Origin of the sequence: Mesorhizobium atlanticum, from assembly GCF_003289965.1 — a bacterium.
GTDB classification, from domain to species: domain Bacteria; phylum Pseudomonadota; class Alphaproteobacteria; order Rhizobiales; family Rhizobiaceae; genus Mesorhizobium; species Mesorhizobium atlanticum.
In genome coordinates, this window is record NZ_QMBQ01000004.1 from 415,155 (window position 1) to 437,189 (window position 22,035).

Here is a 22,035-nt window from a genome sequence, read left to right on the forward strand (position 1 = left end):
CGTGACGCAGTGCGAGGCGCTGGAAGCGCCCTGCCGGCTGAGGGGTCTGGCACCAATCAATAGCGACTGTGTTGCTTGACTTATTGTACCGTTCGGTACAATGTCGGTCGACAATCGAAACCGACAGGAGGTCTCATGAGCCGTCCGCCATTGCCGCCCTTCACGGCCGAAACGGCGGCGCAAAAGGCGCGCCTTGCGGAGGATGCCTGGAACAGCCGCGACCCGGAACGGGTTTCGCTCGCCTATACCGAAAACAGCGCCTGGCGGAACCGGGCCGAATTCATTTCAGGCCGCGGCGAGATTGTCGGCTTCCTACAGCGCAAATGGGCGCGCGAGCTGGACTACCGGCTCATCAAGGAGGTCTGGACCTGGAACGACAACCGCATCGCGGTGCGCTTCGCCTATGAATGGCGCGACGACAGCGGCCACTGGTTCCGCTCCTACGGCAACGAGAACTGGGAGTTCGACGAAGCCGGGCTGATGCGCCGGCGTGTGGCGAGCATCAACGACCTGCCGATCACGGAGAGCGAGCGGAAATATCATTGGCCGCTCGGCCGCCGGCCGGACGACCATCCCGGCCTTTCCGAACTCGGGCTCTAAGCCGGTGCGGCGCATCGCTCCGGATCGCGACCAGTTGCTGGGGATCGTTGCCGAGGTTTTCCGCGAGCATGGGTATGAGGGCGCCAGCCTGGCCCTGATCGGCGAAGCGACGGGGCTGGGTAAAGGAAGCCTCTACCACTTCTTTCCCGGCGGCAAGGAAGAGATGGCGAGAGCCGTCATTGCCCATATCGACGGCTGGTTCGAGGACAATGTCTTTGCGCCGTTGCGCGACAGCGCCGATCCGTTGGCCGGGATCGATCAGATGCTCGAGGCGACGGACAGCTATTTCCGCTCCGGGCGTCGGGTTTGCCTTATCGGCGCCTTCGCGCTGGATGAGTCGCGCGATCTCTTCGCGGGCCAGATAAGGGACTATTTCGGCCGCTGGGTCACGCATCTCGCCGATGCGCTGGCGCGATCCGGGCACCCACCGGGCGAGGCCGGCGAGCTGGCCGAGGAAGCCGTCGCCGGCATCCAGGGCGCCCTCACGCTTGCCCGCGCCGCCAACGACCTCGAGGTGTTTTCAAGGGCCTTGCGGCGACTGCGGATGCGGCTTGGGCTGGCGGCCAATATCTAGGGCCGGTCGCTACAAGGGCTCGAAGCGAAAACCCGTTTCGGTTCGGGAAATCCGGCCGACGCCGGGTGAATCGAGATGCGCTCCGGCAATGCACCAGGCGTTGTCGGCGGCAAGCGCCAAGATGCGTAGCCGGGTTGCCCGCGCCCGTTCCTGGTCGGCGTCGAACTCCCATGTGATGTCCGGCCGCTCGAACTGAAGCGACGGCACATGCACGAGGTCGCCCCAGACCAGTAATGTTTCGCCGCCGCTCGTGACACGAAAGCATGTGTGCCCGATTTCGTGGCCGGAAGCGGCGACGGCCTCGATATTCGCGCTCGGGCGCTGTCCAGGGTCCAAAGGTTCCGACTGATCATGGAAGCGGCCCAGCCTCGCCACCGACCGGAACATGTCGAGCTCGGCTCGGGGCACAAGCAGGCGGGAAAGCTGCGGGAAACCGGCGCGACCATCGGCAAGGATAAGCCCGTGGATATGGTCGAGATGCGTGTGGGTAAAGGCAACCGTGCGTATCCGATCGACGGCGATCCTCGCCTCACTCAGTGCCTGGGGCAGGAACCCCATTGTCGGATGCCAGGCGTTCGAGGAGCCCGTATCGATCAGCGTGATTTCTTCGCCGTCGTCGATGGCAAAGGCATTGACCGACAATCTGAGCGCGCCGTCGAAGAGCGGCACCTGCGAGGGGAGATCGTCGCCGAAGGGCTTGTCTCCCGGCTGGCGCAGTCGCCGGACGGGCATGTCGACATAACCGTCGCGCAGCGACGTGACGGTCAAGTCGCCGATTTTATAGCCCGTGTGATGGGGTCCGGCTGAAATTCGTTCCAATGCCTGCTCCCGGTTCAGTCGCAAATCCGGATCGAGGTTTTCGGCTAGATCATTTCCAGCCCGCGCTTGCGCGTCGGCGACGGGAAAGCGCGGTCGAGATCGGCGAAATCCTCGGGCGTCAGCTTGATGTCGAGCGCGGCGGCATTCTGGCGGACATGCTCCTGGCGTCCGGCCTTCGGAATGGCGATGACGCCCGGCTGCGCCATCACCCAGGCGAGCGCGATCTGCGCGGCGGTGGCGTCGTGCCGGGCGGCGACGGCCTCCAGCCGCGCATTGCGCGCCAGCGCGCCCTGCTCCACCGGCGAATAGGCCATCAGCGGGATGCCGCGCTCCGCACACCATGGGGCCAGATCGAATTCCGGGCCTCGCCGCGACAGGTTGTAGAGCACCTGATTGGTCTGGACGTTGCCGCCGGACGGCAGGCCGACAAGGTCTTCCATCTCGTCCGTGTCGAAATTGCTGACGCCCCAGTGGCGGATCTTGCCTTCCCTCTTCAAGGTTTCGAAGGCCTCGACGGTTTCGGACAGCGGCACGCTGCCTGGCCAATGCAGCAGATATAGATCGATCCGGTCGGTGGAAAGCCGCTTCAGGCTGGCCTCGCAGGCGCGCTTCACGCCGGCGCGCGAGGCGTTCGACGGCAGCACCTTGGAGACCAGGAAGGTCTCGTTACGGCGCCCGGCGATCGCCTCCGCCACCACCTCCTCGGCGCCGCCGCCGGCGTACATTTCGGCGGTGTCGATCAGCGTGATGCCGAGGTCGAGCCCGAGCTTCAGCGCCGCCACCTCATCGGCGCGGCGGCGGCGGTCCTCCCCCATCTTCCACGTGCCCTGGCCCAGCACCGGAACGGTTTCGCCGGACGGCAGCTTGAGGGTTCTGACTGTTGACGGCATGGCTTTCTCCGCGTTGGGCCGGATCGCAGCACAGCCAAAACCGGAAATCCAGAGCGAAGCCGCTGGCCGCCTGGATTTCCAGGAGCGGCTACTTCGCCGGGTGCTTGGCGAGCCAGTCTTTCATTTCCTTGATCTCGGCTTCCTGCGCCTGGACCACGCCTTCGGCGAGCTTGCGGATTTCCGGATCCTTGCCGTTGGCGATCACCACCTTGGCCATGTCGATGGCGCCCTGATGATGCGGGATCATGCCGCGGACGAAATCGACATCGGCATTGCCGGTGTATTTGATCATCATGTCCTTGTGCATCTTCTTCATCGCCGCCTCATAGCCCGCCGTGGCCGGGTTCTGGGCGCCCATCGCCATCTTGGACATGTCGTGCTTCATCTCCTCCGACGAGGCCGGAACGCTTTCGAGGAAGACGGCAAGCAGCATTCCCGCCGCCATCAGCAGCAGCACGATTTTCTTGGCCAGGGTCATTCAAGGTCTCCTTGTGGTTGAGGTTCGTATCTGGGGGATTCGTTCAGAGTTTCAACGTCCTCAGCCGCAAAGCGTTGGTAATGACCGACACCGACGACAGGCTCATCGCCGCCGCCGCCAGCATCGGCGACAGAAGCGTGCCGGTGAGCGGATAGAGCAAGCCGGCCGCGACCGGCACGCCGAGCACATTGTAGAGAAAGGCGAAGAACAGGTTCTGGCGGATGTTGCGGATCGTCGCCTGGGCCAGCGTGCGCGCCCTGACGATGCCGTTGAGGTCGCCCTTGACCAGCGTGATGCCGGCGCTCTCGACCGCGACATCGGCGCCGGTGCCCATGGCGATACCGACATCGGCGCCAGCCAGCGCGGGCGCATCGTTGACGCCGTCGCCGGCCATGGCAACGCCAGCGCCGTTCGCGCGCAGTTGCTCGACCAGCGCGCCCTTCTCATTCGGCAACAGGCCGGCGCGAACCTCGTCGATGCCGAGCTTGCCGGCGATCGCTTTTGCCGTGCGCTCGTTGTCGCCGGTTGCCATGATGATCCTCAGACCCTTGTCATGCAGGGCCTTGATCGCCTCGGCCGTCGTCGCCTTTATGGGATCGGCCACGGCAACGATGCCGGCGAAGCCGCCGTCGACGGCCACAAACATGGCCGTCTTGCCTTCGGCCTGCATCGCCTCGGCATTGGCCGCCGGCGTTTCGACGCCGAGGTCCGCCATCATCGCCGCATTGCCGAGCGCGACCTTCCTGCCCGAAACCGTGCCCGAGACGCCCTTGCCGGTGACAGCTTCGAAATCGACGGCTTCGGCCAGCGTCAGGCCGCGCGCGACGGCGCCCTCGACGATCGCCTCGGCCAGAGGATGTTCCGAGCCCTTTTCGAGCGCGGCGGCAAGGCCCAGCAGCTCGTTCTCGCCGATATCTCCGGCCGCGACGACGTCGGTGAGCCGCGGCTTGCCTTCGGTCAGCGTGCCGGTCTTGTCGACGATCAGCGTGTCGACCGAGGCAAAACGCTCCAGCGCCGCCGCTTCCTTGATCAGCACGCCGGCATGCGCGCCGCGTCCGGTCGCCGTCATGATCGACATCGGCGTCGCCAGGCCAAGCGCGCAGGGACAGGCGATGATCAGCACCGATACAGCCGAGACGATGGCGAAGATCAGGCTCGGCTCCGGTCCGAGGAGCGCCCAGGCGATGAAAGCGATGATGGCGACCAGCACCACGGCCGGAACGAAATAGAAGGACACGCGGTCGGCCAGCCCCTGGATCGGCGCGCGCGACCGCTGCGCCTTGGCGACCATCTCGACGATGCGCGACAGCGTGGTCTCGGCGCCGACCTTCTCGGCGCGCATGACCAGCGAGCCGTTCTTGTTCAGCGTGCCGCCGGTAAGCGCGGAGCCTTCCGTCTTCTCGACCGGCAGCGGTTCGCCCGTAATCATCGATTCGTCGATCGCCGAGCGACCTTCAAGCACAATGCCGTCGACGGGAACCGCGTCGCCCGGACGGATGCGCAGCCGGTCGCCGGTCTGGACGCTGTCGAGCGGCACATCCTTCTCGGAACCGTCGGCGCCGATCAGACGCGCCGTCTTCGGGGCAAGGTCGAGGAGCGCGCGAATGGCCGAGCCGGTGCGCTCGCGGGCTCTGAGCTCCAGCACCTGGCCGAGGAAGACGAGCGCGACGATCACGGCAGCAGCCTCGAAATAGACCGGCACGGCGCCGTCATGGCCGCGGAACTGATGCGGGAAGATGTCTGGAAACAGGGCGGCGACCACGCTGTAGAGATAGGCGGCGCCGACGCCCAGCGAAATCAGCGTCCACATATTGGGGCTGCGGTTGACAACCGACTCCCAGCCGCGATGGAAGAACGGAAACGCCGCCCAAAGCACCACCGGGCTCGCCAGCGCCAGCTCTACCCACGTTTTCGTCCGGCCGTCGATGAGACTTTCGAAGCTGAGGCCCAGCATCGGCGCCATGGCGAAGATCAGGAGGGGCACTGAAAGCGCCGCGCTGACCCAGAACCGGCGCGTGAAATCGACCAGCTCGGGATTCGGGCCTTCGTCGCCCGTCGGCACGCCCATCGGCTCCAGCGCCATGCCGCAGATCGGGCAGGAGCCGGGCTTGTCGCGGATGATTTCGGGGTGCATCGGGCAGGTGTATTGCGTTCCCTTCGGCATCGGCTGCGGCTCGGGCCGGCCGGCAAGATATTTTGCCGGCTCCGCCTCGAACTTGCCTTGGCAAGCGGCGGAGCAGAAATAGAAGCCCTGACCATCATGGCGCAGAAAGTGCCGGGCGCTGGCGCGGTCGACGCTCATGCCGCAGACAGGATCGATAGCCGTCAGGTAGCTCTCCGGCTCGGCAACGAATTTGTTGCGGCAGCGCTCGCTGCAGAAATGAAAGGTTCGTCCGCCATGCTCGGCCGTCGGCTTGCCGGCCGCCGGATCGACCGTCATGCCGCAGACAGGATCGCGAATCACGGCTTCGGCCGTGGTCGCTGCAGTTTTCGCGGAGCAGCAGGACCCGCCATGCGAGTGATGATGGTTGTGGTCGGAATGGGTCATCGGCAATGCCTCGGAATTCTCGAATTGTGGCGGAGGTAGTCCTTCCAGCAACTGGAAGGTCAAGGGGCGGACCCGCGATTTTTTGCCTGTTGCGCCGCGCCACGGCAGACTGGAGGCATTCTTGCCGGAATTAGCGCGCGCCAAAGACGGCCGCCATGCTATGCACGCCGCCATTTTGAGCTCAGCGAACCGCACCCGATGAAATGCCTCGTCATAAATCTCGACCGCTCCACCGACAGGCTGGCGCATGTGACAGCCGAATTCGAGCGAGCCGGCATGACTTTCGAGCGTGTCGCCGCGGTGGACGCGCTGGCCCGGCCGGACCTGGCTTCGATGCCGGTGCGCAAGCGGCCGGTCTCGGGGACACGGCTGACGGATGGCGAGATCGCGTGCCTGTTAAGCCACAGGACCTGCTGGTCCGCCATCGCGGCCGGCGACGACGCCTATGTCGCGATCTTCGAGGACGACGTGGTGCTTTCGGAGAAAACGGGCCAGCTGCTGGGGGACCGGAGATGGATTCCGGCAGACACCGATATCGTCAAGCTCGAGACGTTCTTCCACAGAACAGTCGTCGGACTAAACCAGGTTTCTGCCGGCCATGGCTTCTCGGCAAGCAGGCTATACGGCGTCCATTTGGGCAGCGCCGGCTACATCGTGTCAAGAAAGGCCGCCGGCGCCCTTCTGGAGGCGACGCAGGAAATTCGCTTCCCCGTCGACCATGTGCTGTTCAACCCTGAGCTCGAGACCTCGCCCGGCAAGATCGTCTACCAACTATGGCCTGCGCTTTGCGCGCAGGAGCAATTCCTCGGGCGGGAAAGGGTCAGATTCCCAAGCCTGCTCAAGCAGAATCGCCAGGAGCAGCATGCCCTCGGGGAGGTCCGCCAAAAGCCGAGGGCATCCGTGTACGACAAGGTCCGCCGCGAGATTCGGCGGCTATCGCTGCAAATTGCGGATTTATGCCGGTTGCGGCAGTGGGTGATCGTGCCGTTCGCCCATGGCGGGAAGCGCATCCGCCGGCCCCATACACAGCGCCGCGAAAACGCGCTATAGACGCCGCCGAATGGCAAAGATCTCCTTGAAACTCAACGAAATCATCGATGGCGACACCTTGCGCCGCGACCTGACCGCGCTGACGTCGGCAAGCGCCGGCGACGGTTCGGGACCGGCGGTTCGTACTGCTGTCCTCCAATTGCTCAAAGCCAGGCTGGCGGAGGGGCGCAAGATCGCCGAGGCCATGCTCAAGGAGGATGGCGGCGGCAATGCCTGCGCCGAGCGGCTCTCGCATCTGATGGATGAGCTGATCCGGGCGCTCTATGATTTCGCCGCCACCCATGTCTACCGGGTCAAGAACCGTTCGGTGGCCGAGCGCATGGCGGTCGTGGCGGTCGGCGGCTACGGCCGCGGCACGCTGGCGCCGGGCTCCGATATCGATCTCCTGTTCCTGCTGCCCTACAAGCAGACGCCATGGGGCGAGCAGATCGTGGAGTACATGCTCTACATGCTGTGGGACCTGGGGCTCAAGGTCGGCCACGCCACCCGCAACATCGAGGACTGCCTGAGACTCTCGCGCAGCGATATCACGATCCGCACCTCGATCCTCGAGGCGCGTTTCCTGTGGGGCGAGCGCAAGCTCTATGATGAGCTGCTCACCCGTTTCGACCATGAGGTGGTGCGCACGACCGGACCGGAATATGTGCAGGCCAAGCTCGCCGAGCGCGACGAGCGCCATGCCAAGGCGGGCGAAAGCCGCTATCTGGTCGAGCCCAACGTCAAGGACGGCAAGGGCGGGTTGCGCGACCTGCAGACGCTGTTCTGGATCGGCAAATATTTCTACCGCGTGCGCACCGGCGAGGAGCTGGTCGAGAAAGGCGTCTTCACCGAAGCCGAATATCGCGAGTTCCAGAAGGCGGAGGATTTCCTGTGGGCGGTGCGCTGCCACATGCATTTCCTGACCGGCAAGGCGGAGGAGCGACTGCATTTCGACATCCAGCGCGAGATCGCCGAACGTCTGGGCTACACCACGCATCCCGGCCTGTCGGCGGTCGAGCGCTTCATGAAGCACTATTTCCTCGTCGCCAAGGATGTCGGCGACCTCACCCGCATCTTCTGCGCGGCGCTCGAGGAAGAGCAGGCCAAGCATGTGCCGGGCTTCAACCGCATCTTCCTCACCTTCCAGCGGCGCAAGCGCAAGCTTGCCGGCACCTCCGATTTCATCGTCGACAACCACCGCATCAACGTCGCCGACGACGGCGTGTTCGAGCGCGACCCGGTCAACCTGCTGAGGTTGTTCTGGTTCGCCGACAAGCATGGGCTGGAGTTCCATCCCGACGCGCTGAAGCTGCTTACCCGCTCGCTCGGCCTGGTCAACAAGTCGCTCCGGCGCGATGAGGAGGCCAACCGGCTGTTCCTCGACATATTGACCTCGGACCGCAACGCCGAGCTCAATCTCAGGCGCATGAACGAGGCCGGGCTGCTCGGCAGGCTGATCCCCGATTTCGGCAAGATCGTCGCCATGATGCAGTTCTCGATGTACCACCACTACACGGTGGACGAGCACCTGATCCGCTGCATCGGCGTGCTGGCCGAGATCGAGCGCGGCGATGGCGAGAAGATTCACCCGCTGGCGCATTCGCTGATGCCGGGGCTGAAGAAGAGCCGCGAGGCGCTTTATGTCGCGGTGCTGCTGCACGACATCGCCAAGGGCCGGCCGGAAGACCATTCGGAGGCCGGCGCCAGGATCGCGCGGCGCATCTGTCCGCATATGGGTCTGTCGGCGGCCGATACCGAGACGGTCGCCTGGCTGGTCGAGAACCATCTCGTGATGTCGATGACGGCGCAGACGCGCGACCTCAACGACCGCAAGACGATCGAGGATTTCGCCTCGATCGTGCAGTCGGTCGAGCGGCTGAAGCTGCTTTTGATCCTCACCGTCTGCGACATACGCGGCGTCGGGCCGGGTGTGTGGAACGGCTGGAAAGGGCAGCTGCTGCGCACGCTCTATTACGAGACCGAGTTGCTGCTGACCGGCGGCTTCTCGGAAGTGTCGCGTGCGCAACGCACCGCGGCCGCGCGCGAACGGCTGGCCGAGGCGCTCGCGGCCTGGCCGGCCAAGGAGCGCAAGCGCTATGTCGCGCAGCACTATGAAAACTACCTGCTGACGGTCGACCTCAACGACCAGCTGCGCCACGCCGAATTCATCCGTGAGGCGGATGCGGCGGGCAAGAAGCTCGCGACCATGGTCAAGACGCATGAATTTGAGGCGGTGACCGAGATCACTGTGCTGGCGCCGGACCATCCGCGCCTGCTTTCGATCATCGCGGGGGCATGTGCCGCGGCCGGTGGCAACATCGTGGACGCGCAGATCTTCACCACTTCCGACGGACGGGCGCTGGACACCATCCTGATCTCCCGGGAGTTCGACCTCGACGAGGACGAGCAGCGCCGCGCCGAGCGCGTCGGCCGGCTGATCGAGGACGTGCTTTCCGGCAAGAGCTGGCTGCCCGAGATGATCGAGAAGCGCACCAAGCCGAAGCGCGGCGCCAAGGCGTTCCGCATCCCGCCGCGCGCCGAGATCCGCAACACGCTGTCGAATCGTTTTTCGGTGATAGAGGTCGAGGGGCTGGACCGGCCTGGCCTGCTCTCCGAGATCACCGGCACGCTGTCCGACCTGTCGCTCGACATCGCCTCGGCGCATATCACGACCTTCGGCGAAAAGGTCATCGACACATTCTACGTCACCGACCTGACCGGACAGAAGATCGACAGCCCGACGCGCACGGCCACCATCCACAAGCGGCTGATCGATACGCTGGAAGGCAATTCGTCCGAACGCAACGGCAAGGCCAAGGCGGCGGCCGAGTGACCATCCATTTGACGCAATTTCCCTGGCAGTCGTCTCCAGCATGAGCTTGGTCAAGAAATTCGCCACCGTCGCTTCCGGCACGCTGATGAGCCGCGCGCTGGGGTTCGGCCGCGAGATGCTGATGGCGGCAGCACTCGGCACCGGTCCGGTCGCCGACGCCTTCAACGCCGCCTTCCAGTTCCCCAACACCTTCCGGCGGCTGTTCGCCGAGGGCGCCTTCAACGCCGCTTTCGTGCCGCTCTTCGCCAAGGAGATCGAGCAGCATGGCAATGAAGGCGCCAAGCGTTTCTCGGAGGAAGTGTTCGGCGTGCTGTTTTCGGCGCTGCTTGCGCTCACCATCGCCATGGAACTAGCGATGCCGCTGATCGTGCGCTACCTGGTGGCGCCGGGCTTCGCCGACATTCCGGGCAAGTTCGAGACGACCGTCACGCTGGCGACGATCATGTTCCCCTACCTCATCTGCATGTCGCTCGGCGCCATGATGGCCGGCATGCTGAACTCGCTGCGCCGCTATTTCGCGGCGGCGATCGCGCCCGCCTTCCTCAACATCATCCTGATCGGCGTGCTGGGTTATGCCTGGTATCATGGGCTGGACGCGCATGATGTCGGCTTCGGCCTCTCCTGGGGCGTGCTGGCGGCGGGCATCGTGCAGCTCGCCATCGTCTGGATCGCGGTGCGCAATGCCGGCATCTCGATCGGCTTTCGCCGTCCGAAGATGACGCCGAACGTCAAGCGGCTGCTGATCCTGGCGCTGCCGGCGGCGATCACCGGCGGCATCACCCAGATCAACCAGCTGATCGGCACGGCGATCGCCTCGGCACAGAACAGCGCCGTGTCGTCGCTCGCCTATGCCGATCGCATCTATCAATTGCCGCTTGGCGTCGTCGGCGTGGCGGTCGCCATCGTGCTGTTGCCGGAACTGTCGCGGGCGCTGAAATCGGGCAACCTTGTCGAGGCGGCGAACCTTCAGAACCGCTCGGTCGAGTTCACCCTGTTCATGACGCTGCCGGCGGCGGCGGCGCTCTGGGTGATGTCGGAACCGATCGTGCGGCTGGTCTATGAGCGCGGCGCCTTCGCCGCCAACCACTCGACGCCGATCGTCGCCTCCATCCTGGCGATCTTCGGCCTCGGCCTGCCCGCCTTCGTGCTGATCAAGGCCTTCACGCCCGGCTATTTCGCGCGCGAGGACACGCGCACGCCGATGATCTTCGCGGCCATTTCGGTCGGCGTGAACGTCGCCACGGCGCTCAGCCTGTTTCCGTCGATGGGCGCGCCGGGCATCGCGGTGGCCTCGGCCGTCGCCGGCTGGGTCAATGCGCTGATGCTGCTCGCCATGCTGATCCGGCGGGGACATTGGGGCCGCGACATCCCGCTCTTGAAGCGAATTCCAAGGCTGGTGCTGTCCGCCGTGATCATGGCGATCGCGCTTTACTTCGCCGAGCACTACTTCGCCGCGCGGCTCGGGCCCGGCTCGCCGCTGGTGGTGAAGGCGACGACGCTGTTCGCGCTGGTCGGCGGCGGTGCGGCGCTCTACTTCATCGCCGCCTTCGGCACCGGCGGCGCCGATTTCGGCATGATCCGCAGAAATGTGAAGCGGGGCGAGGCCAAGAGCGTGCCGCGGGAATCAAATACTGGCCTGGACGAATAAGCCGAGCAGGCTTGCAACAACACCAGTCTTGATCCCGTCGCGACCTTCGTTCATAAGCCCGCCGTCGAAAGACTTTCGCCGCGCGCGAAACGGCCCTCCACAAGCCATGAGGACATCATGACTGCCTTCAAGCCACTCGTCTTTTCGGGCGTCCAGCCGACCGGCAACCTGCATCTCGGCAACTATCTCGGCGCCATCAAGAAATTCGTCGCCCTCCAGGAACAGTCCGACTGCATCTATTGCGTCGTCGACCTGCATTCGCTGACGGCGCAGCTCGTCCACCAGGACCTCGGCGACCAGACCCGCTCGATCACCGCGGCGTTCCTCGCCTCCGGCATCGATCCGAAGAAGCACATCGTCTTCAACCAGTCGCGGGTCATCCAGCATGCCGAACTTGCCTGGATCTTCAATTGCGTGGCGCGCATCGGCTGGATGTACCGGATGACGCAGTTCAAGGACAAAGCCGGCAAGGACCGCGAGAACGCCTCGCTTGGCCTGCTCGCCTATCCGAGCCTGATGGCCGCCGACATCCTGCTCTACCGCGCCACCCATGTGCCGGTGGGCGAGGACCAGAAGCAGCATCTGGAACTTACCCGCGACATCGCGCAGAAATTCAACAACGACTTCTCCGAAAAGATCGCCGCCCTTGGCGTCGGCGTCGAAATGCAGGTCGGCGAGGAGACCGTGAACGGCTATTTCCCGATCACCGAACCGGTCATCGGCGGTCCGGCCGCGCGCATCATGAGCCTGCGCGACGGCTCCAAGAAAATGTCGAAGTCGGACCCGTCCGACCTGTCGCGCATCAACCTGACCGACGACGCCGACACCATCTCGAAGAAGATCCGCAAGGCCAAGACCGATCCGGAGGCCTTGCCGAGCGAGCTGGACGGACTTGCAAGCCGGCCCGAGGCGGAGAACCTTGTTGGCATCTATGCCGGCCTCGCGGAAATCTCGAAGGAAGACGTGCTGAGAGAATATGGCGGCCAGCAGTTTTCCGTATTCAAGCCGGCGCTTGCCGATCTTGCCGTGGAGAAGCTGGCGCCGATCGCTTCCGAGATGCGCCGCATCGAGGGCGATCGCGCCTATGTCGACGCCGTGCTCAAGGACGGCGGCAACCGGGCCCGCGCAATCGCCGAGGGCACGATGAAGACGGTGCGAGACATCATCGGCCTGCTGCAGGACTGATCGACAAGTAGTTGTTTCGACGTAATTCCGGACGGAAAACCGCTACACACTTTTCCTGGAATTGCTCTGGGACCATTGCCACGCCGGCCGGCGGCTTGCCGCCGGTCCGTGGCGGTGGCAGATTGCGGCCGAATTGATACCGAGCAGATAGACATGGTCTCCAAACGCCTCAGCCGCGAAGTCGGCCATCGCCGCAAATTCCTGGCGATTATCGACGACACGCCCGAATGCGAGCGCGCCGTCGCCTACGCCTCGAAGCGGGCGCAGCACACCAGCGGCGTCCTGGTGCTGCTCTATGTCATCGAGCCGGACGACTTCCAGCACTGGCTGGGCGTGGAAAAGATCATGCGCGAGGAAGCAAACGCGACGGCGCGCGCGGCGCTAGACGGCTACGCCAACAAGGTGCGCCAGAGCGTCGGCATCGAACCGGAACTGGTGGTGCGCGAGGGCAAGCCGACCGAAGAAATCCACAAGCTGATCGAGGAAGACCAGGACATCGCCATCCTGGTGCTGGCGGCCGGCGCCGGCAAGGAAGGCCCGGGGCCGCTGGTCAGCGCGGTTGCCGGGCGGGCCGCGGCCTTCCCCATTCCGGTGACGGTCGTGCCGCAAAACCTGTCGGACGAGGAAATCGACAGCCTCGCCTGAGATGTGCCGATATTCAGGTGAGGCCGGCCTGCGAACGGCCTGACCTGAATCTCAGCACTCTCAAGTGAATGAGGGTTCGAAAAACATTCCGCCAGCCAGCCGTTGGGGCGACGTGTTTCGCTTGAATGTCGAGCCGATAGAGCCTATTTAGAATTATTCCAAACTATCGGCCCGAGAAGGGCCTGGAGAGACCCATGTTCATCCAGACCGAATCGACGCCGAACCCGGCGACGTTGAAGTTTCTTCCGGGCAAGGAAGTGCTGCGCGAAGGCACCGCCGATTTCCGCAACGCCGAAGCCGCGGCAGAAGCCTCGCCGCTGGCCGGCCGGCTGTTCGAGATCCCGGGCGTCACGGGCGTCTTCTTCGGCTATGATTTCGTCACCGTCACCAAGGACGGCCCCGACTGGCAGCATTTGAAGCCGGCCATCCTTGGCGCGATCATGGAACACTTCATGTCCGGTGCGCCGGTCATGGCCTCGACCGCCCCGGCGCGCGAAGCCGGCGAGACCGGCGAGTTCTACGACAAGGCCGATGAAGAACTGGTGCTGACCATCAAGGAACTGCTCGACACGCGAGTGCGCCCCGCGGTTGCCCAGGACGGCGGCGACATCACCTTCCGCGGTTTCGAGAATGGCACGGTGTTCCTGCACATGAAGGGCGCCTGCGCCGGCTGCCCGTCGTCGACGGCGACTTTGAAGCACGGCATCCAGAACCTGCTTCGCCACTTCGTGCCGGAGGTGCAGCAGGTCGAGCAAGTCGCCTGACATTTCCACACCGCCGGGCAACTCGGCGGAGAGAACTCTTCCCAATTCCAAAAACAAAAAACCGGGCCCCAACAGCCCGGTTTTCTGTTCTTGGACGTCTTGTTGTTGCCTAGACGGTCCGCCTGCGAAACTTTCTAGTTGACCATGATCTTTTCCGAAAACCGGCTTCCACTTTTCGGGATCATGGTCCTTACATCACGATGACTTTGGCGCCGACCGACGTGCGGTCGTAGAGGTCGATAATGTCCTGGTTCATCAGCCGGATGCAGCCCGACGACATCGCCTTGCCGATCGAGAACCATTCCGGGCTGCCATGCAGGCGGTAACCCATGTCGCCGCCCTTGTTGAAGAGATACATGGCGCGCGCGCCGAGCGGGTTCTTCAGGCCCGGCTCCATGCCGCCGGCGAACTTGGCGAGCTCGGGCTGGCGCTTGATCATCTGCGAGGGCGGCGTCCAGGTCGGCCACTCGCGCTTCAGCGCGATATGGGCGGTGCCGTGCCACTCGAAACCCTCGCGGCCGACGCCGATGCCGTAGCGCATCGCCATGCCGTCGCCCTCGATGAAGTAGAGGAACTTGTTCTGGGTATCGACGATGATGGTGCCGGGCTTCTCAGAAGAATCATACCGCACTTCCTGGCGGTGGAATCTCGCGGGAACCTTCTCGATCGGGATGCGCGGCAGCTGATAGCCGGCGTCGGTCATCGCGCCATAGTTGTTGGTGAACAACTGCCCGCCGATGGTGCTGCAGCCGCTGACCGCGGTCGACAGCGCAAGAGCGGCGAGGATTGCAAGTGACTTCAAGCGCATGAAAAGGTCCGACGCCCTGTCTCTGTATCAGCGGCACGAGTCGGCCGCCTTCTTGCCATCATTCATGCTGGCATTTCTTTTGCTTGCCAAGCGCGCACTGCCTATATGCAAGGCTTTACGTGCCGGTAGATGCCGAACTGCGGCATTTCCGCAACAGGCCTCACAGGATTGTGAAGCAAAATCAATAGGGCAGCTGGAAGGCTGCCGGACATTAGGGAGAACGCCATGAATGTCGGAGATGCCGCCGAGCGTTCCGGCCTGCCGGCCAAGACCATTCGCTACTACGAGGAGATCGGCCTGATCCGTCCGGCGCGAGCCGAGAACGGCTATCGCGACTACTCCGGCGACGACGTCCACCGGCTCGCCTTTCTGCGCCGCGCGCGCAATCTCGGCTTCTCAATCGACGATTGCAGGCAGCTGATGGCGCTCTATCAGGACCGCGACCGCGCCAGCCACGACGTGCGCGAGATCGCCGCCGCCCATGTCAGGGCGATCGAGGAGAAGGTGCGCGAATTGCAGTCGATGCGCTCGACGCTGCAGAAGCTGATCCACGCCTGCCACGGCGACGACCGGCCGGACTGCCCGATCCTGGACGACATGGCGGGCGCGGCGGATCAGGTGCCTGCCTGACAGGAACTACCCGCCGCGATATTGCGTGGGCGAGGCGCCGAACCGGCCCCGGAACCGCCGGTTGAAATAGGACACATCGTTGAACCCGGCGGCTAAAGCGATGTCGCTGACCTTGGTGGCGTCGTTGCGGACATCCGACAGCATGGCGCATGCCTTTTGCAGCCGCAGTTCCAGGACGCGCTCGGCAAAGGTGCGCCCGCTTTCGAGCAGAAGGGTATTGAGATAGCGGCGCGAAAGCCCCACCGCGCGCGCCAGCGTCTCGGTTGACAGCGCCGGGTCGGCGAAACGCGCCTCGATCACCGCCAGAGCCTCGCGCAGCCGCGCCGCGCGCAGGCCGCGACCTACCGCGATCTCCGCAGCATCGCCCCTGGCCCCCAAAGCCAGTGCGATCAGATCGCCCAAGGCTGACCCGGCCTGTCGCGAGAGCGCCGGGTCTGCATCCACCTCCTCGGACTGAAGCAGAAAGTCGATCGTGCGTTCCAGATGCCGGACAGCCGGGTTCGCCGGGTCGAGCCGCGTCACCGGCCGGTCGTCGGCATGCGGCGCCTGTCTCAGCAACGATGCGCGGGGGATGGAGGCCAAGACCCAGGACGTGACGCCCTCCGTGAAACTGCGGCAGGGTTGGGCGACATTGTAGGCGATGCCGTTGCCGCGCTGCAGCGACAGATCGCAATCGGCGACCGACCAGACCTGCGGCCTGGGGCTGCGATAGAATCCCACGAAGATATCGTCGCGGTCATTGGCGACATGCCGGCGCGTGCGCACATAATACTCGGTCGTGGTCTCGAACAGGCCGACGCGAAGGTCGCCGAGGAAGCGCATCTTCGTCGCCGTCGCGAAACGCTTGTCCTCGGCATGCCTGATCTCGGCGTCGCCGAGCTGCTCCATCCACATGTCGCGCCAGAGGCGAAAGCGATCCTTGTCGCTCAGATGCGCTGGCAGGCTGTCGGACGAAAAATCGATCTTCTGCATTGGCGGAAACTGTTTGATCGGCCGCAGCCTATCACAGCCTTCGTATTTCGGGAGCGGCCAAAGAGGCGGCGTAAGCCCCACCGTCCAATCTCGGAGCCTGCCAGTCCAATCGACGATCATTTGAGCTGCCGTTCGTTGCGCTGGCGCAACATTTCTGGTCGATCTCGCGGCGGGCCCGCCCGTCCAACGCTGGGGCCCGTACGTCCAAGACAATGGGCGCGAAATCGACGATGGCTGCAGGGACAGGATAAACATCGAGGGCTCTTGCATGAGACTTTTGGGCGCGGTCGGTATCGTGATCGCAAGCATGCTGCCGCCGATGGCGACGGCGGCCGACATGAACGGCGCGGGGCAAGCGCCGACCCGGGACTGGAGCGGGTTCTATCTTTCGGCCGGCGGCGGGTTCGGATGGTGGAGCGCCGATCAGTACACCGATTTCGGAGGCTTCCCCGCCCCCGGTCCCTCCGAACGCACCACGGGGAGCGGCGGCTTTGGCACCGTCGGCGGAGGCTACGACTGGCAATTCACCCCCAATTGGGTGGCCGGCGCCTTTGCCGACGTTCAGTTCGGCGACATTCGAGGCTCGATCCGCGCCCCCTTCGAGCAATATTCCGGCACCACGAACGACAGGCTCAACCTTGCCGCCGGGTTTCGTTTGGGCGTGCTGGCGGCACCGGACGTGCTGATCTACGCCAATGGCGGCTACAGCCACGCCGAGTTCACGGGGTCCGGTCTCGACCCGACGCCGCTCGTCCCATTGAGCGTTGCCGGGCAACATTATGATGGCTGGTTCGTGGGCGGCGGCGTCGAAAACACGCTCGACTTCACGGGGATTTCTTCACCAGGCTGGTTCATGAAGACCGAATACCGCTTTGCCGACTACGGCCGCAAAAGCGCCGGCATGTATGTCACCGCAACCGGCGCGCCGGACAGCGCCATTGCCTTCAGACCGACCGTGCAGACCCTTTCGTTTTCGCTGGTCTACCGATTCAACGAGGCGGGTAGCACCCGCTTCTGAGACCGCGTCAGCGCTTCCAGAAATCGCGGTGCGGGGCGAGCAACTCGTCCGCGATTTCGGGAAACGGACCGAAGACCTCGATCTTCTTCTGGCCGGAAGCGAATACGGTGCGGGAAGCGAGGTTCATCGTCGGATTCTGCTCGTGATCGCCGGTGAGCGCCAGGAGATCGGTCTCCTCGAAGCCGTAGACCAGCCGCCCGATATTCGCCCAATACATCGTGCCGGCGCACATCGCGCAGGGCTCGCCGGTCGTGACCAGCGTGCATTGCCACAGGAACTCCGGCTCGTAGGCCGCGGCCGCGCGGCGGGCCAATTCGGTCTCGGCATGACGCACCGTGTCGAGATTGCCCTGCCGCATCAGCAGCTGATCGTCCGGCCCGACCAGCACGCTGCCGAACGGATGATGCCCATGCGCCGCCGCCTCGCGCGCGACGGTGTCGGCGGAGCGGAGGTGGGCGAGCATCTGATCACGGGTCATGGAGGAATTCCTTTCACGGCGAAATTGCGGCTGAGGCATATGATTAGCAAGAGCTGATCTCACCTAGCGCCTGCCGTTGGAGTGTACCGCTGGTAAGGATCCCTATCCATCCGCGCGCACGGCTTGGTCTGTCAAATGCAGAACCGCCGCCAAGGCGGCGATGTGAAGCATACAATCGCCGCCTTGGCAGGGGTTCAAACCGTGAACAAAATCTGGCATGGTGCCTGCCATGCCCATCGTTTCCCCGATTCCCCTCAACCCGCTGATCGACGGCCGCCAATCGGAGCGCGCCATGCTGGTGCGGCGAGGCGTGCAGCGGCTGCTCAGCGAAATGGGCGCGCATGTGTTGCCGGAGCTGTCTTTGGCCACCGGCCGGCGCGCCGATCTCGTCGCGCTGACCAGGCAGGGTGACATCTGGATCATCGAGATCAAATCCTCGATCGAGGATTTTCGCGTCGACCGCAAATGGCCGGACTACCGGCTGCACTCCGACCGCTTCTTCTTCGCCACCCATCCGGGGGTTCCACAGGACATCTTTCCCGAGGAATGCGGCTTCATCCTTTCTGACGGCTATGGCGCGGAGATCCTGCGCGATGCGCCGGAGCACCGCATGGCGGCTGCCACGCGCAAGGCGCTGATGCTGCGGATCGCGCGAGCGGGCGCCGCGCGGCTCTTGGCAGCTGAGCTTGCCGGCGTCGCGGTGCCGGCGCTGGACGGCGAGAGCGAATAGTCTCCTCCCGAGGGTTGGATGCCGGCGTCTTGCCATCGACGTCCGGGGTCGGGCCAGGGCGCAAACTGACCCCTTGCGTGCGGCCGACAAGAATTTTCGTCTCGCACCGATGATTTCCGCCGATCTCGATTGTCTTCACCTACAGGCGCGTCCGGATGGCCGGCGGCCTGGAAGAGGTGATCACATGAAACCGTTGCAAAATCAGAGTGTCGTCGTCGTTGGAGGCAGCCGGGGTGTCGGCCGCGCGATCGTGGAAGCCGCGCTTGGCGCGGGAGCGACCGTGCTTGCGGTGGCCCGCGGCGCCGCCGACCTGAAGCAGCTTGCCTGGGAGCGCCCGGGCCTGAAAACCCTCAGCACGGACGCGACGGCGGAAGCCGCGCCGCAGGCGGTCTTCGATGCGCTGGCACCCGACGTGCTGGTGGTCTGCGCGGGGGCGCTCGCCGCTGCCGCGCCGATCCAGGAGCAGAGCTGGGAAGTCTTCTCGGCGAATTGGGAGATGGACGTCAAAGCGTCGTTCCTGTTCTGCCGCGAAGCCCTCAAGGGTCGACTCAAGGCGGGCAGCCGGGTGGTGCTGATAGCCAGCGGCGCCGCCATCAGCGGCGGCCCGCCGAATTCAGGCGGCTATGCCGGCGCCAAGCGCATGCAGATATTTCTGGCCGGCCACTGCCAGAAGGAATCCGACAAGCTCGGCCTCGGCCTGCGTTTCATGGCGCTTTCGCCGGCCCGCATCATGCCGGGCACCGGGGTTGGCGATCGCGGCATCGACAGCATCGCCGCCTATATGGGCATTCGCCCGGCCGACTTCCTGGCCAGCTTGAGCGACATGCAGACGCCGGCCGATGTCGCACAGGCGGTGATCCAGCTCGCGACGGGCAAGCCGCAGGGCACCTCCTTCGCCGTGAGCGGCAGCGGCCTTGCGGCGGCGGCATGAGGGGCGCAGGATGGCGGCCGGATTCAGCGCCCGGGCTTCCCATGACTAACGCCGACGGCCCTATCGAGCCTCTGGGCCGGCCGGGCCAGCCGGTCCTCGACCGGCTGGCCTTCGAGCGCCTGAGCGTCGCCCACCGCCGCGCGCTCAAGCTGCATTGCTACCGGATGATGGGCTCGCTCAGCGAGGCGGAGGATCTCGTCCAGGAGACCTTCCTCAAGGCCTGGCGCGCGCGGTCGCAATTCGATGGACGCGGCTCGGCGCGCGGCTGGTTCTACGCGATCGCCACCAAGAGCTGCCTCAACGCGATCAAGGCAAGGTCGTCGGCGCGGCGCATTCTCGAACAGCCCGGACGACCGGCCTCCGACGGTGAGGCAACCGGCGGCCCGACCGCGGAGCTGGCCTGGCTGGATCCATATCCGGATGCGGAACTGCCGGACATTGCCGACGACAGGCCCGGTCCGGAAGCGCGCTACGAGGTCCGCGAGGCCGTGCGGCTCGCCTTCGTCGCGGCGATCCAGCTGTTGCCGCCCAGGCAGCGCGCGGCCTTGCTTCTTTGCGATGTGCTCGGATGGTCCGCCATCGAGACCGCGCAATTGCTCGGCGGAACCACGGCCTCGATCAACAGCGCCCTGCAGCGGGCCCGCACGACGCTTGGCGGGCACTACACGCAAGGCAGTCCGCCACGGCGATCAGAGCCCAGTTCGGACGACAGCCTGCTGCTCGAACGCTATATGCAGGCCTGGCAGGCCGACAATCTCGACGGACTCGTCGAGCTGCTGCGCGAGGACGCCGTCTACCACATGCCGCCCTGGCGGGAATGGTACCATGGACATCAGGCGATCGGCGCTTTCCTGGGAACCGTCTGGGGAAATTTTGCCGCCTATCGCGCGGTGGGCATAGGCGCCAACGCCCAGCCAGCCGTGGGCGTCTACGCGCTCGGCCGCCAGGATTCCACATGGCGGCCGCATTCGCTGCATGTCATCGAAGCCGCCAACGGCAAGATCGCCTCGCTGACGATCTATGTCCCGCCGCTCGGCCCCAGCCTGTTTGCGGCGTTCGGCCTGCCGCCGGAGGTCTAGTCCACGTCCTCATCCCCGTCGACCGCCGGCGCCGTCAGCAGCACGGCGGCGCCCAGCAGCGCGGCAACCAGCGAGCCTGCAAGAATGCCGACCTTCACCGCGTCCTGGAGCGCCGGATCGCTGGCGAAGGCGAGCAGGCCGATGAACAGGCTCATGGTGAAGCCGATGCCGCAGAGCAGCGAAATGCCCAGCATATGCAGCCAGCCGGCATTGACCGGCAGGTCGGCAAGGCCGAAGCGGATGGCCAGCGCCGAGGAGCCGAAAACGCCGACCAGCTTGCCTAGAACAAGCCCGGCGGCGACGCCCAGCGTCAGCGGCTCGACAAGCGCCGCGAAGCTCAGTCCGCCGAGCGAGACGCCGGCATTGGCAAAGCCGAAGATCGGAATGACGAGAAAGGGCACGAGCTTGTGCAGACCGTGCTCCAGCCGGTGCAGCGGCGAGTGTTCTGTTTCGTGGCTGCTGCCCGGAGAGCGCTCCAGCGGGATGGTGAGCGCCAGCGCGACGCCGGCCAGTGTGGCATGCACACCCGACTTCAGCACCAGCACCCACAGGACGACGCCAAGCAGGAGATACGGCCAGAGCTTCATGGCCCGCATGCGGTTGAGCACGACGAGCAGAGCGATAACCGCAAAGGCGGCGGCCAGATAAGCGAGCGACAGGCCGCTGGTGTAGAACAGCGCGATGATGATGACGGCACCGAGATCGTCGATGATGGCCAGAGCGGTGAGGAAGACCTTCAGCGAGGCCGGCACGCGGCTGCCGAGCAGCGAAAGCACGCCGAGCGCGAAGGCGATGTCGGTGGCGGTGGGGATTGCCCAGCCGGAGAGCGCTGCCTGATTGTCACGGTTGATCAGGACATAGACCAGCGCCGGCACCGCCATGCCGCCGGCGGCGGCGATGCCGGGCAACACGCGGCGCGGCCAGGTCGAGAGCTGCCCGTCGAGCATCTCGCGCTTGATCTCGAGCCCGACCAGCAGGAAGAACACCGCCATCAGCCCGTCATTGATCCAGTGCGAGACGCTGAGCGGCCCGAGATAGGCGTGGAGGACGGCGAAATAAGTCGCGGCCAAAGGCGAGTTGGCGACGATCAGCGCGAGGGCTGCAGCCACCATCAGGATGATGCCGCCGGCGGCCTCGCCGTCGAGGAACTCGCGCAGGATCGATTTCGGGCGCTCGTCTTGCATGGTCCCTCCGTCACATGGCCCGCCGGCCGCAATCCTGTTGCCGGATGATGCTCAAGCGTCGCTGGCGAGGCAGGTCGACCAGACCGGTGGAACGCTGCCGCAAAACTTGTCTCACGCCGTGGTATACTGGGCAAGCTGCGCCCCGTCAGGGAAAATGCCTTATCGCTGCGGACACACAAAATGCAGACCTGC

Annotated in this window: 21 protein-coding genes; 13 read left to right on the forward strand and 8 right to left on the reverse strand. The window is 64.9% G+C overall.

Translation table 11 applies throughout. The features are described from left to right. Positions 1-135: 135 nt before the first annotated feature. Complete coding sequence (locus tag DPM35_RS15660; RefSeq protein ID WP_112128167.1) at positions 136-600, forward strand: nuclear transport factor 2 family protein; 465 nt, start codon at positions 136-138, stop codon at positions 598-600. 4 nt (positions 601-604) lie between these two features. Continuing rightward, a complete protein-coding gene (locus DPM35_RS15665) occupies positions 605-1,174 on the forward strand; it encodes a TetR/AcrR family transcriptional regulator (RefSeq protein WP_112128168.1) in 570 nt (189 codons plus the stop codon). A 9-nt stretch (positions 1,175-1,183) separates the two neighbouring features. Here the strand turns inward: DPM35_RS15665 and DPM35_RS15670 are convergent, their stop codons facing one another. From DPM35_RS15670 to DPM35_RS15685, 4 genes are all read right to left on the reverse strand, one after another. After that, positions 1,184-1,942 carry an MBL fold metallo-hydrolase gene (locus tag DPM35_RS15670; protein WP_245431551.1) on the reverse strand — a complete coding sequence of 253 codons (759 nt, stop codon included), beginning with the start codon at positions 1,940-1,942 and terminating at the stop codon, positions 1,184-1,186. A gap of 95 nt (positions 1,943-2,037) precedes the next feature. Then, positions 2,038-2,883 (reverse strand): aldo/keto reductase, encoded by an 846-nt coding sequence (locus DPM35_RS15675; protein ID WP_112128170.1) that lies wholly within the window; start codon positions 2,881-2,883, stop codon positions 2,038-2,040. 88 nt (positions 2,884-2,971) lie between these two features. Continuing rightward, a complete protein-coding gene (gene copM, locus DPM35_RS15680; RefSeq protein ID WP_112128171.1) occupies positions 2,972-3,361 on the reverse strand; it encodes a CopM family metallochaperone in 390 nt (129 codons plus the stop codon). Positions 3,362-3,404: 43 nt separating this feature from the next. Then, positions 3,405-5,909, reverse strand: a complete 2,505-nt coding sequence (locus DPM35_RS15685; protein ID WP_112128172.1) for a heavy metal translocating P-type ATPase — start codon at positions 5,907-5,909, stop codon at positions 3,405-3,407. Between the two features lie 198 nt (positions 5,910-6,107). Here DPM35_RS15685 and DPM35_RS15690 point away from each other — a divergent pair, with 198 nt between their 5' ends. From DPM35_RS15690 to DPM35_RS15715, 6 genes are all read left to right on the forward strand, one after another. Then, positions 6,108-6,959: a glycosyltransferase family 25 protein gene (locus DPM35_RS15690; protein WP_112128173.1), complete on the forward strand. Its 852-nt coding sequence runs from the start codon at positions 6,108-6,110 to the stop codon at positions 6,957-6,959. Between the two features lie 10 nt (positions 6,960-6,969). Beyond that, a complete protein-coding gene (locus DPM35_RS15695; RefSeq protein WP_112128174.1) occupies positions 6,970-9,771 on the forward strand; it encodes a [protein-PII] uridylyltransferase in 2,802 nt (933 codons plus the stop codon). Positions 9,772-9,811: 40 nt separating this feature from the next. Beyond that, complete coding sequence (gene murJ / locus DPM35_RS15700) at positions 9,812-11,419, forward strand: murein biosynthesis integral membrane protein MurJ (RefSeq protein ID WP_112128175.1); 1,608 nt, start codon at positions 9,812-9,814, stop codon at positions 11,417-11,419. A 117-nt stretch (positions 11,420-11,536) separates the two neighbouring features. Further along, on the forward strand, positions 11,537-12,604 hold the full coding sequence (gene trpS / locus DPM35_RS15705; protein ID WP_112128176.1) for a tryptophan--tRNA ligase: 1,068 nt from the start codon (positions 11,537-11,539) through the stop codon (positions 12,602-12,604). A gap of 153 nt (positions 12,605-12,757) precedes the next feature. Then, a complete protein-coding gene (locus DPM35_RS15710; protein WP_112128177.1) occupies positions 12,758-13,249 on the forward strand; it encodes a universal stress protein in 492 nt (163 codons plus the stop codon). A 194-nt stretch (positions 13,250-13,443) separates the two neighbouring features. Continuing rightward, entirely contained in the window at positions 13,444-14,013 is a 570-nt protein-coding gene (locus tag DPM35_RS15715) for a NifU family protein (protein WP_112128178.1), read from the forward strand. A gap of 190 nt (positions 14,014-14,203) precedes the next feature. On the opposite strand, the gene DPM35_RS15720 is transcribed toward DPM35_RS15715, so the two are convergent. Beyond that, positions 14,204-14,821: a L,D-transpeptidase gene (locus DPM35_RS15720; RefSeq protein WP_112128179.1), complete on the reverse strand. Its 618-nt coding sequence runs from the start codon at positions 14,819-14,821 to the stop codon at positions 14,204-14,206. Between the two features lie 225 nt (positions 14,822-15,046). Here DPM35_RS15720 and cueR point away from each other — a divergent pair, with 225 nt between their 5' ends. Beyond that, positions 15,047-15,451, forward strand: coding sequence for a Cu(I)-responsive transcriptional regulator (gene cueR / locus DPM35_RS15725; RefSeq protein WP_112128180.1), 405 nt, complete (start codon positions 15,047-15,049; stop codon positions 15,449-15,451). A 6-nt stretch (positions 15,452-15,457) separates the two neighbouring features. Here the strand turns inward: cueR and DPM35_RS15730 are convergent, their stop codons facing one another. Next, positions 15,458-16,423: a helix-turn-helix domain-containing protein gene (locus DPM35_RS15730; RefSeq protein WP_181592038.1), complete on the reverse strand. Its 966-nt coding sequence runs from the start codon at positions 16,421-16,423 to the stop codon at positions 15,458-15,460. A 307-nt stretch (positions 16,424-16,730) separates the two neighbouring features. Here DPM35_RS15730 and DPM35_RS15735 point away from each other — a divergent pair, with 307 nt between their 5' ends. Beyond that, a complete protein-coding gene (locus DPM35_RS15735; protein WP_112128182.1) occupies positions 16,731-17,441 on the forward strand; it encodes an outer membrane protein in 711 nt (236 codons plus the stop codon). Positions 17,442-17,448: 7 nt separating this feature from the next. Here DPM35_RS15735 and DPM35_RS15740 read toward each other — a convergent pair whose 3' ends face one another. Then, a complete protein-coding gene (locus DPM35_RS15740; protein WP_112128183.1) occupies positions 17,449-17,919 on the reverse strand; it encodes a nucleoside deaminase in 471 nt (156 codons plus the stop codon). A gap of 229 nt (positions 17,920-18,148) precedes the next feature. Here DPM35_RS15740 and DPM35_RS15745 point away from each other — a divergent pair, with 229 nt between their 5' ends. From DPM35_RS15745 to DPM35_RS15755, 3 genes are all read left to right on the forward strand, one after another. Beyond that, the gene (locus tag DPM35_RS15745; RefSeq protein ID WP_167512027.1) at positions 18,149-18,649 is read left to right on the forward strand and encodes an MmcB family DNA repair protein; all 501 of its coding nucleotides are present in this window, start codon (positions 18,149-18,151) and stop codon (positions 18,647-18,649) included. A 184-nt stretch (positions 18,650-18,833) separates the two neighbouring features. Continuing rightward, positions 18,834-19,580, forward strand: coding sequence for an SDR family oxidoreductase (locus DPM35_RS15750; RefSeq protein WP_112128185.1), 747 nt, complete (start codon positions 18,834-18,836; stop codon positions 19,578-19,580). Between the two features lie 41 nt (positions 19,581-19,621). After that, a complete protein-coding gene (locus tag DPM35_RS15755) occupies positions 19,622-20,659 on the forward strand; it encodes an RNA polymerase subunit sigma-70 (protein ID WP_112128186.1) in 1,038 nt (345 codons plus the stop codon). On the opposite strand, the gene nhaA is transcribed toward DPM35_RS15755, so the two are convergent. Beyond that, a complete protein-coding gene (gene nhaA / locus DPM35_RS15760; RefSeq protein ID WP_112128187.1) occupies positions 20,656-21,843 on the reverse strand; it encodes a Na+/H+ antiporter NhaA in 1,188 nt (395 codons plus the stop codon). The genes DPM35_RS15755 and nhaA overlap by 4 nt on opposite strands. Positions 21,844-22,035 lie beyond the last annotated feature (192 nt).

Bases quoted from the DNA above. Each gene is read 5' to 3' on its own strand.
- DPM35_RS15660 (WP_112128167.1), top strand. From the start codon at position 136: ATGAGCCGTCCGCCATTGCCGCCCTTCACGGCCGAAACGGCGGCGCAA.
- DPM35_RS15675 (WP_112128170.1), bottom strand. From the start codon at position 2,883: ATGCCGTCAACAGTCAGAACCCTCAAGCTGCCGTCCGGCGAAACCGTT.
- copM (WP_112128171.1), bottom strand. From the start codon at position 3,361: ATGACCCTGGCCAAGAAAATCGTGCTGCTGCTGATGGCGGCGGGAATG.
- DPM35_RS15685 (WP_112128172.1), bottom strand. From the start codon at position 5,909: ATGACCCATTCCGACCACAACCATCATCACTCGCATGGCGGGTCCTGC.
- DPM35_RS15690 (WP_112128173.1), top strand. From the start codon at position 6,108: ATGAAATGCCTCGTCATAAATCTCGACCGCTCCACCGACAGGCTGGCG.
- DPM35_RS15695 (WP_112128174.1), top strand. From the start codon at position 6,970: ATGGCAAAGATCTCCTTGAAACTCAACGAAATCATCGATGGCGACACC.
- murJ (WP_112128175.1), top strand. From the start codon at position 9,812: ATGAGCTTGGTCAAGAAATTCGCCACCGTCGCTTCCGGCACGCTGATG.
- trpS (WP_112128176.1), top strand. From the start codon at position 11,537: ATGACTGCCTTCAAGCCACTCGTCTTTTCGGGCGTCCAGCCGACCGGC.
- DPM35_RS15710 (WP_112128177.1), top strand. From the start codon at position 12,758: ATGGTCTCCAAACGCCTCAGCCGCGAAGTCGGCCATCGCCGCAAATTC.
- DPM35_RS15715 (WP_112128178.1), top strand. From the start codon at position 13,444: ATGTTCATCCAGACCGAATCGACGCCGAACCCGGCGACGTTGAAGTTT.
- DPM35_RS15720 (WP_112128179.1), bottom strand. From the start codon at position 14,821: ATGCGCTTGAAGTCACTTGCAATCCTCGCCGCTCTTGCGCTGTCGACC.
- cueR (WP_112128180.1), top strand. From the start codon at position 15,047: ATGAATGTCGGAGATGCCGCCGAGCGTTCCGGCCTGCCGGCCAAGACC.
- DPM35_RS15730 (WP_181592038.1), bottom strand. From the start codon at position 16,423: ATGCAGAAGATCGATTTTTCGTCCGACAGCCTGCCAGCGCATCTGAGC.
- DPM35_RS15735 (WP_112128182.1), top strand. From the start codon at position 16,731: ATGCTGCCGCCGATGGCGACGGCGGCCGACATGAACGGCGCGGGGCAA.
- DPM35_RS15740 (WP_112128183.1), bottom strand. From the start codon at position 17,919: ATGACCCGTGATCAGATGCTCGCCCACCTCCGCTCCGCCGACACCGTC.
- DPM35_RS15745 (WP_167512027.1), top strand. From the start codon at position 18,149: ATGCCCATCGTTTCCCCGATTCCCCTCAACCCGCTGATCGACGGCCGC.
- DPM35_RS15750 (WP_112128185.1), top strand. From the start codon at position 18,834: ATGAAACCGTTGCAAAATCAGAGTGTCGTCGTCGTTGGAGGCAGCCGG.
- DPM35_RS15755 (WP_112128186.1), top strand. From the start codon at position 19,622: ATGACTAACGCCGACGGCCCTATCGAGCCTCTGGGCCGGCCGGGCCAG.
- nhaA (WP_112128187.1), bottom strand. From the start codon at position 21,843: ATGCAAGACGAGCGCCCGAAATCGATCCTGCGCGAGTTCCTCGACGGC.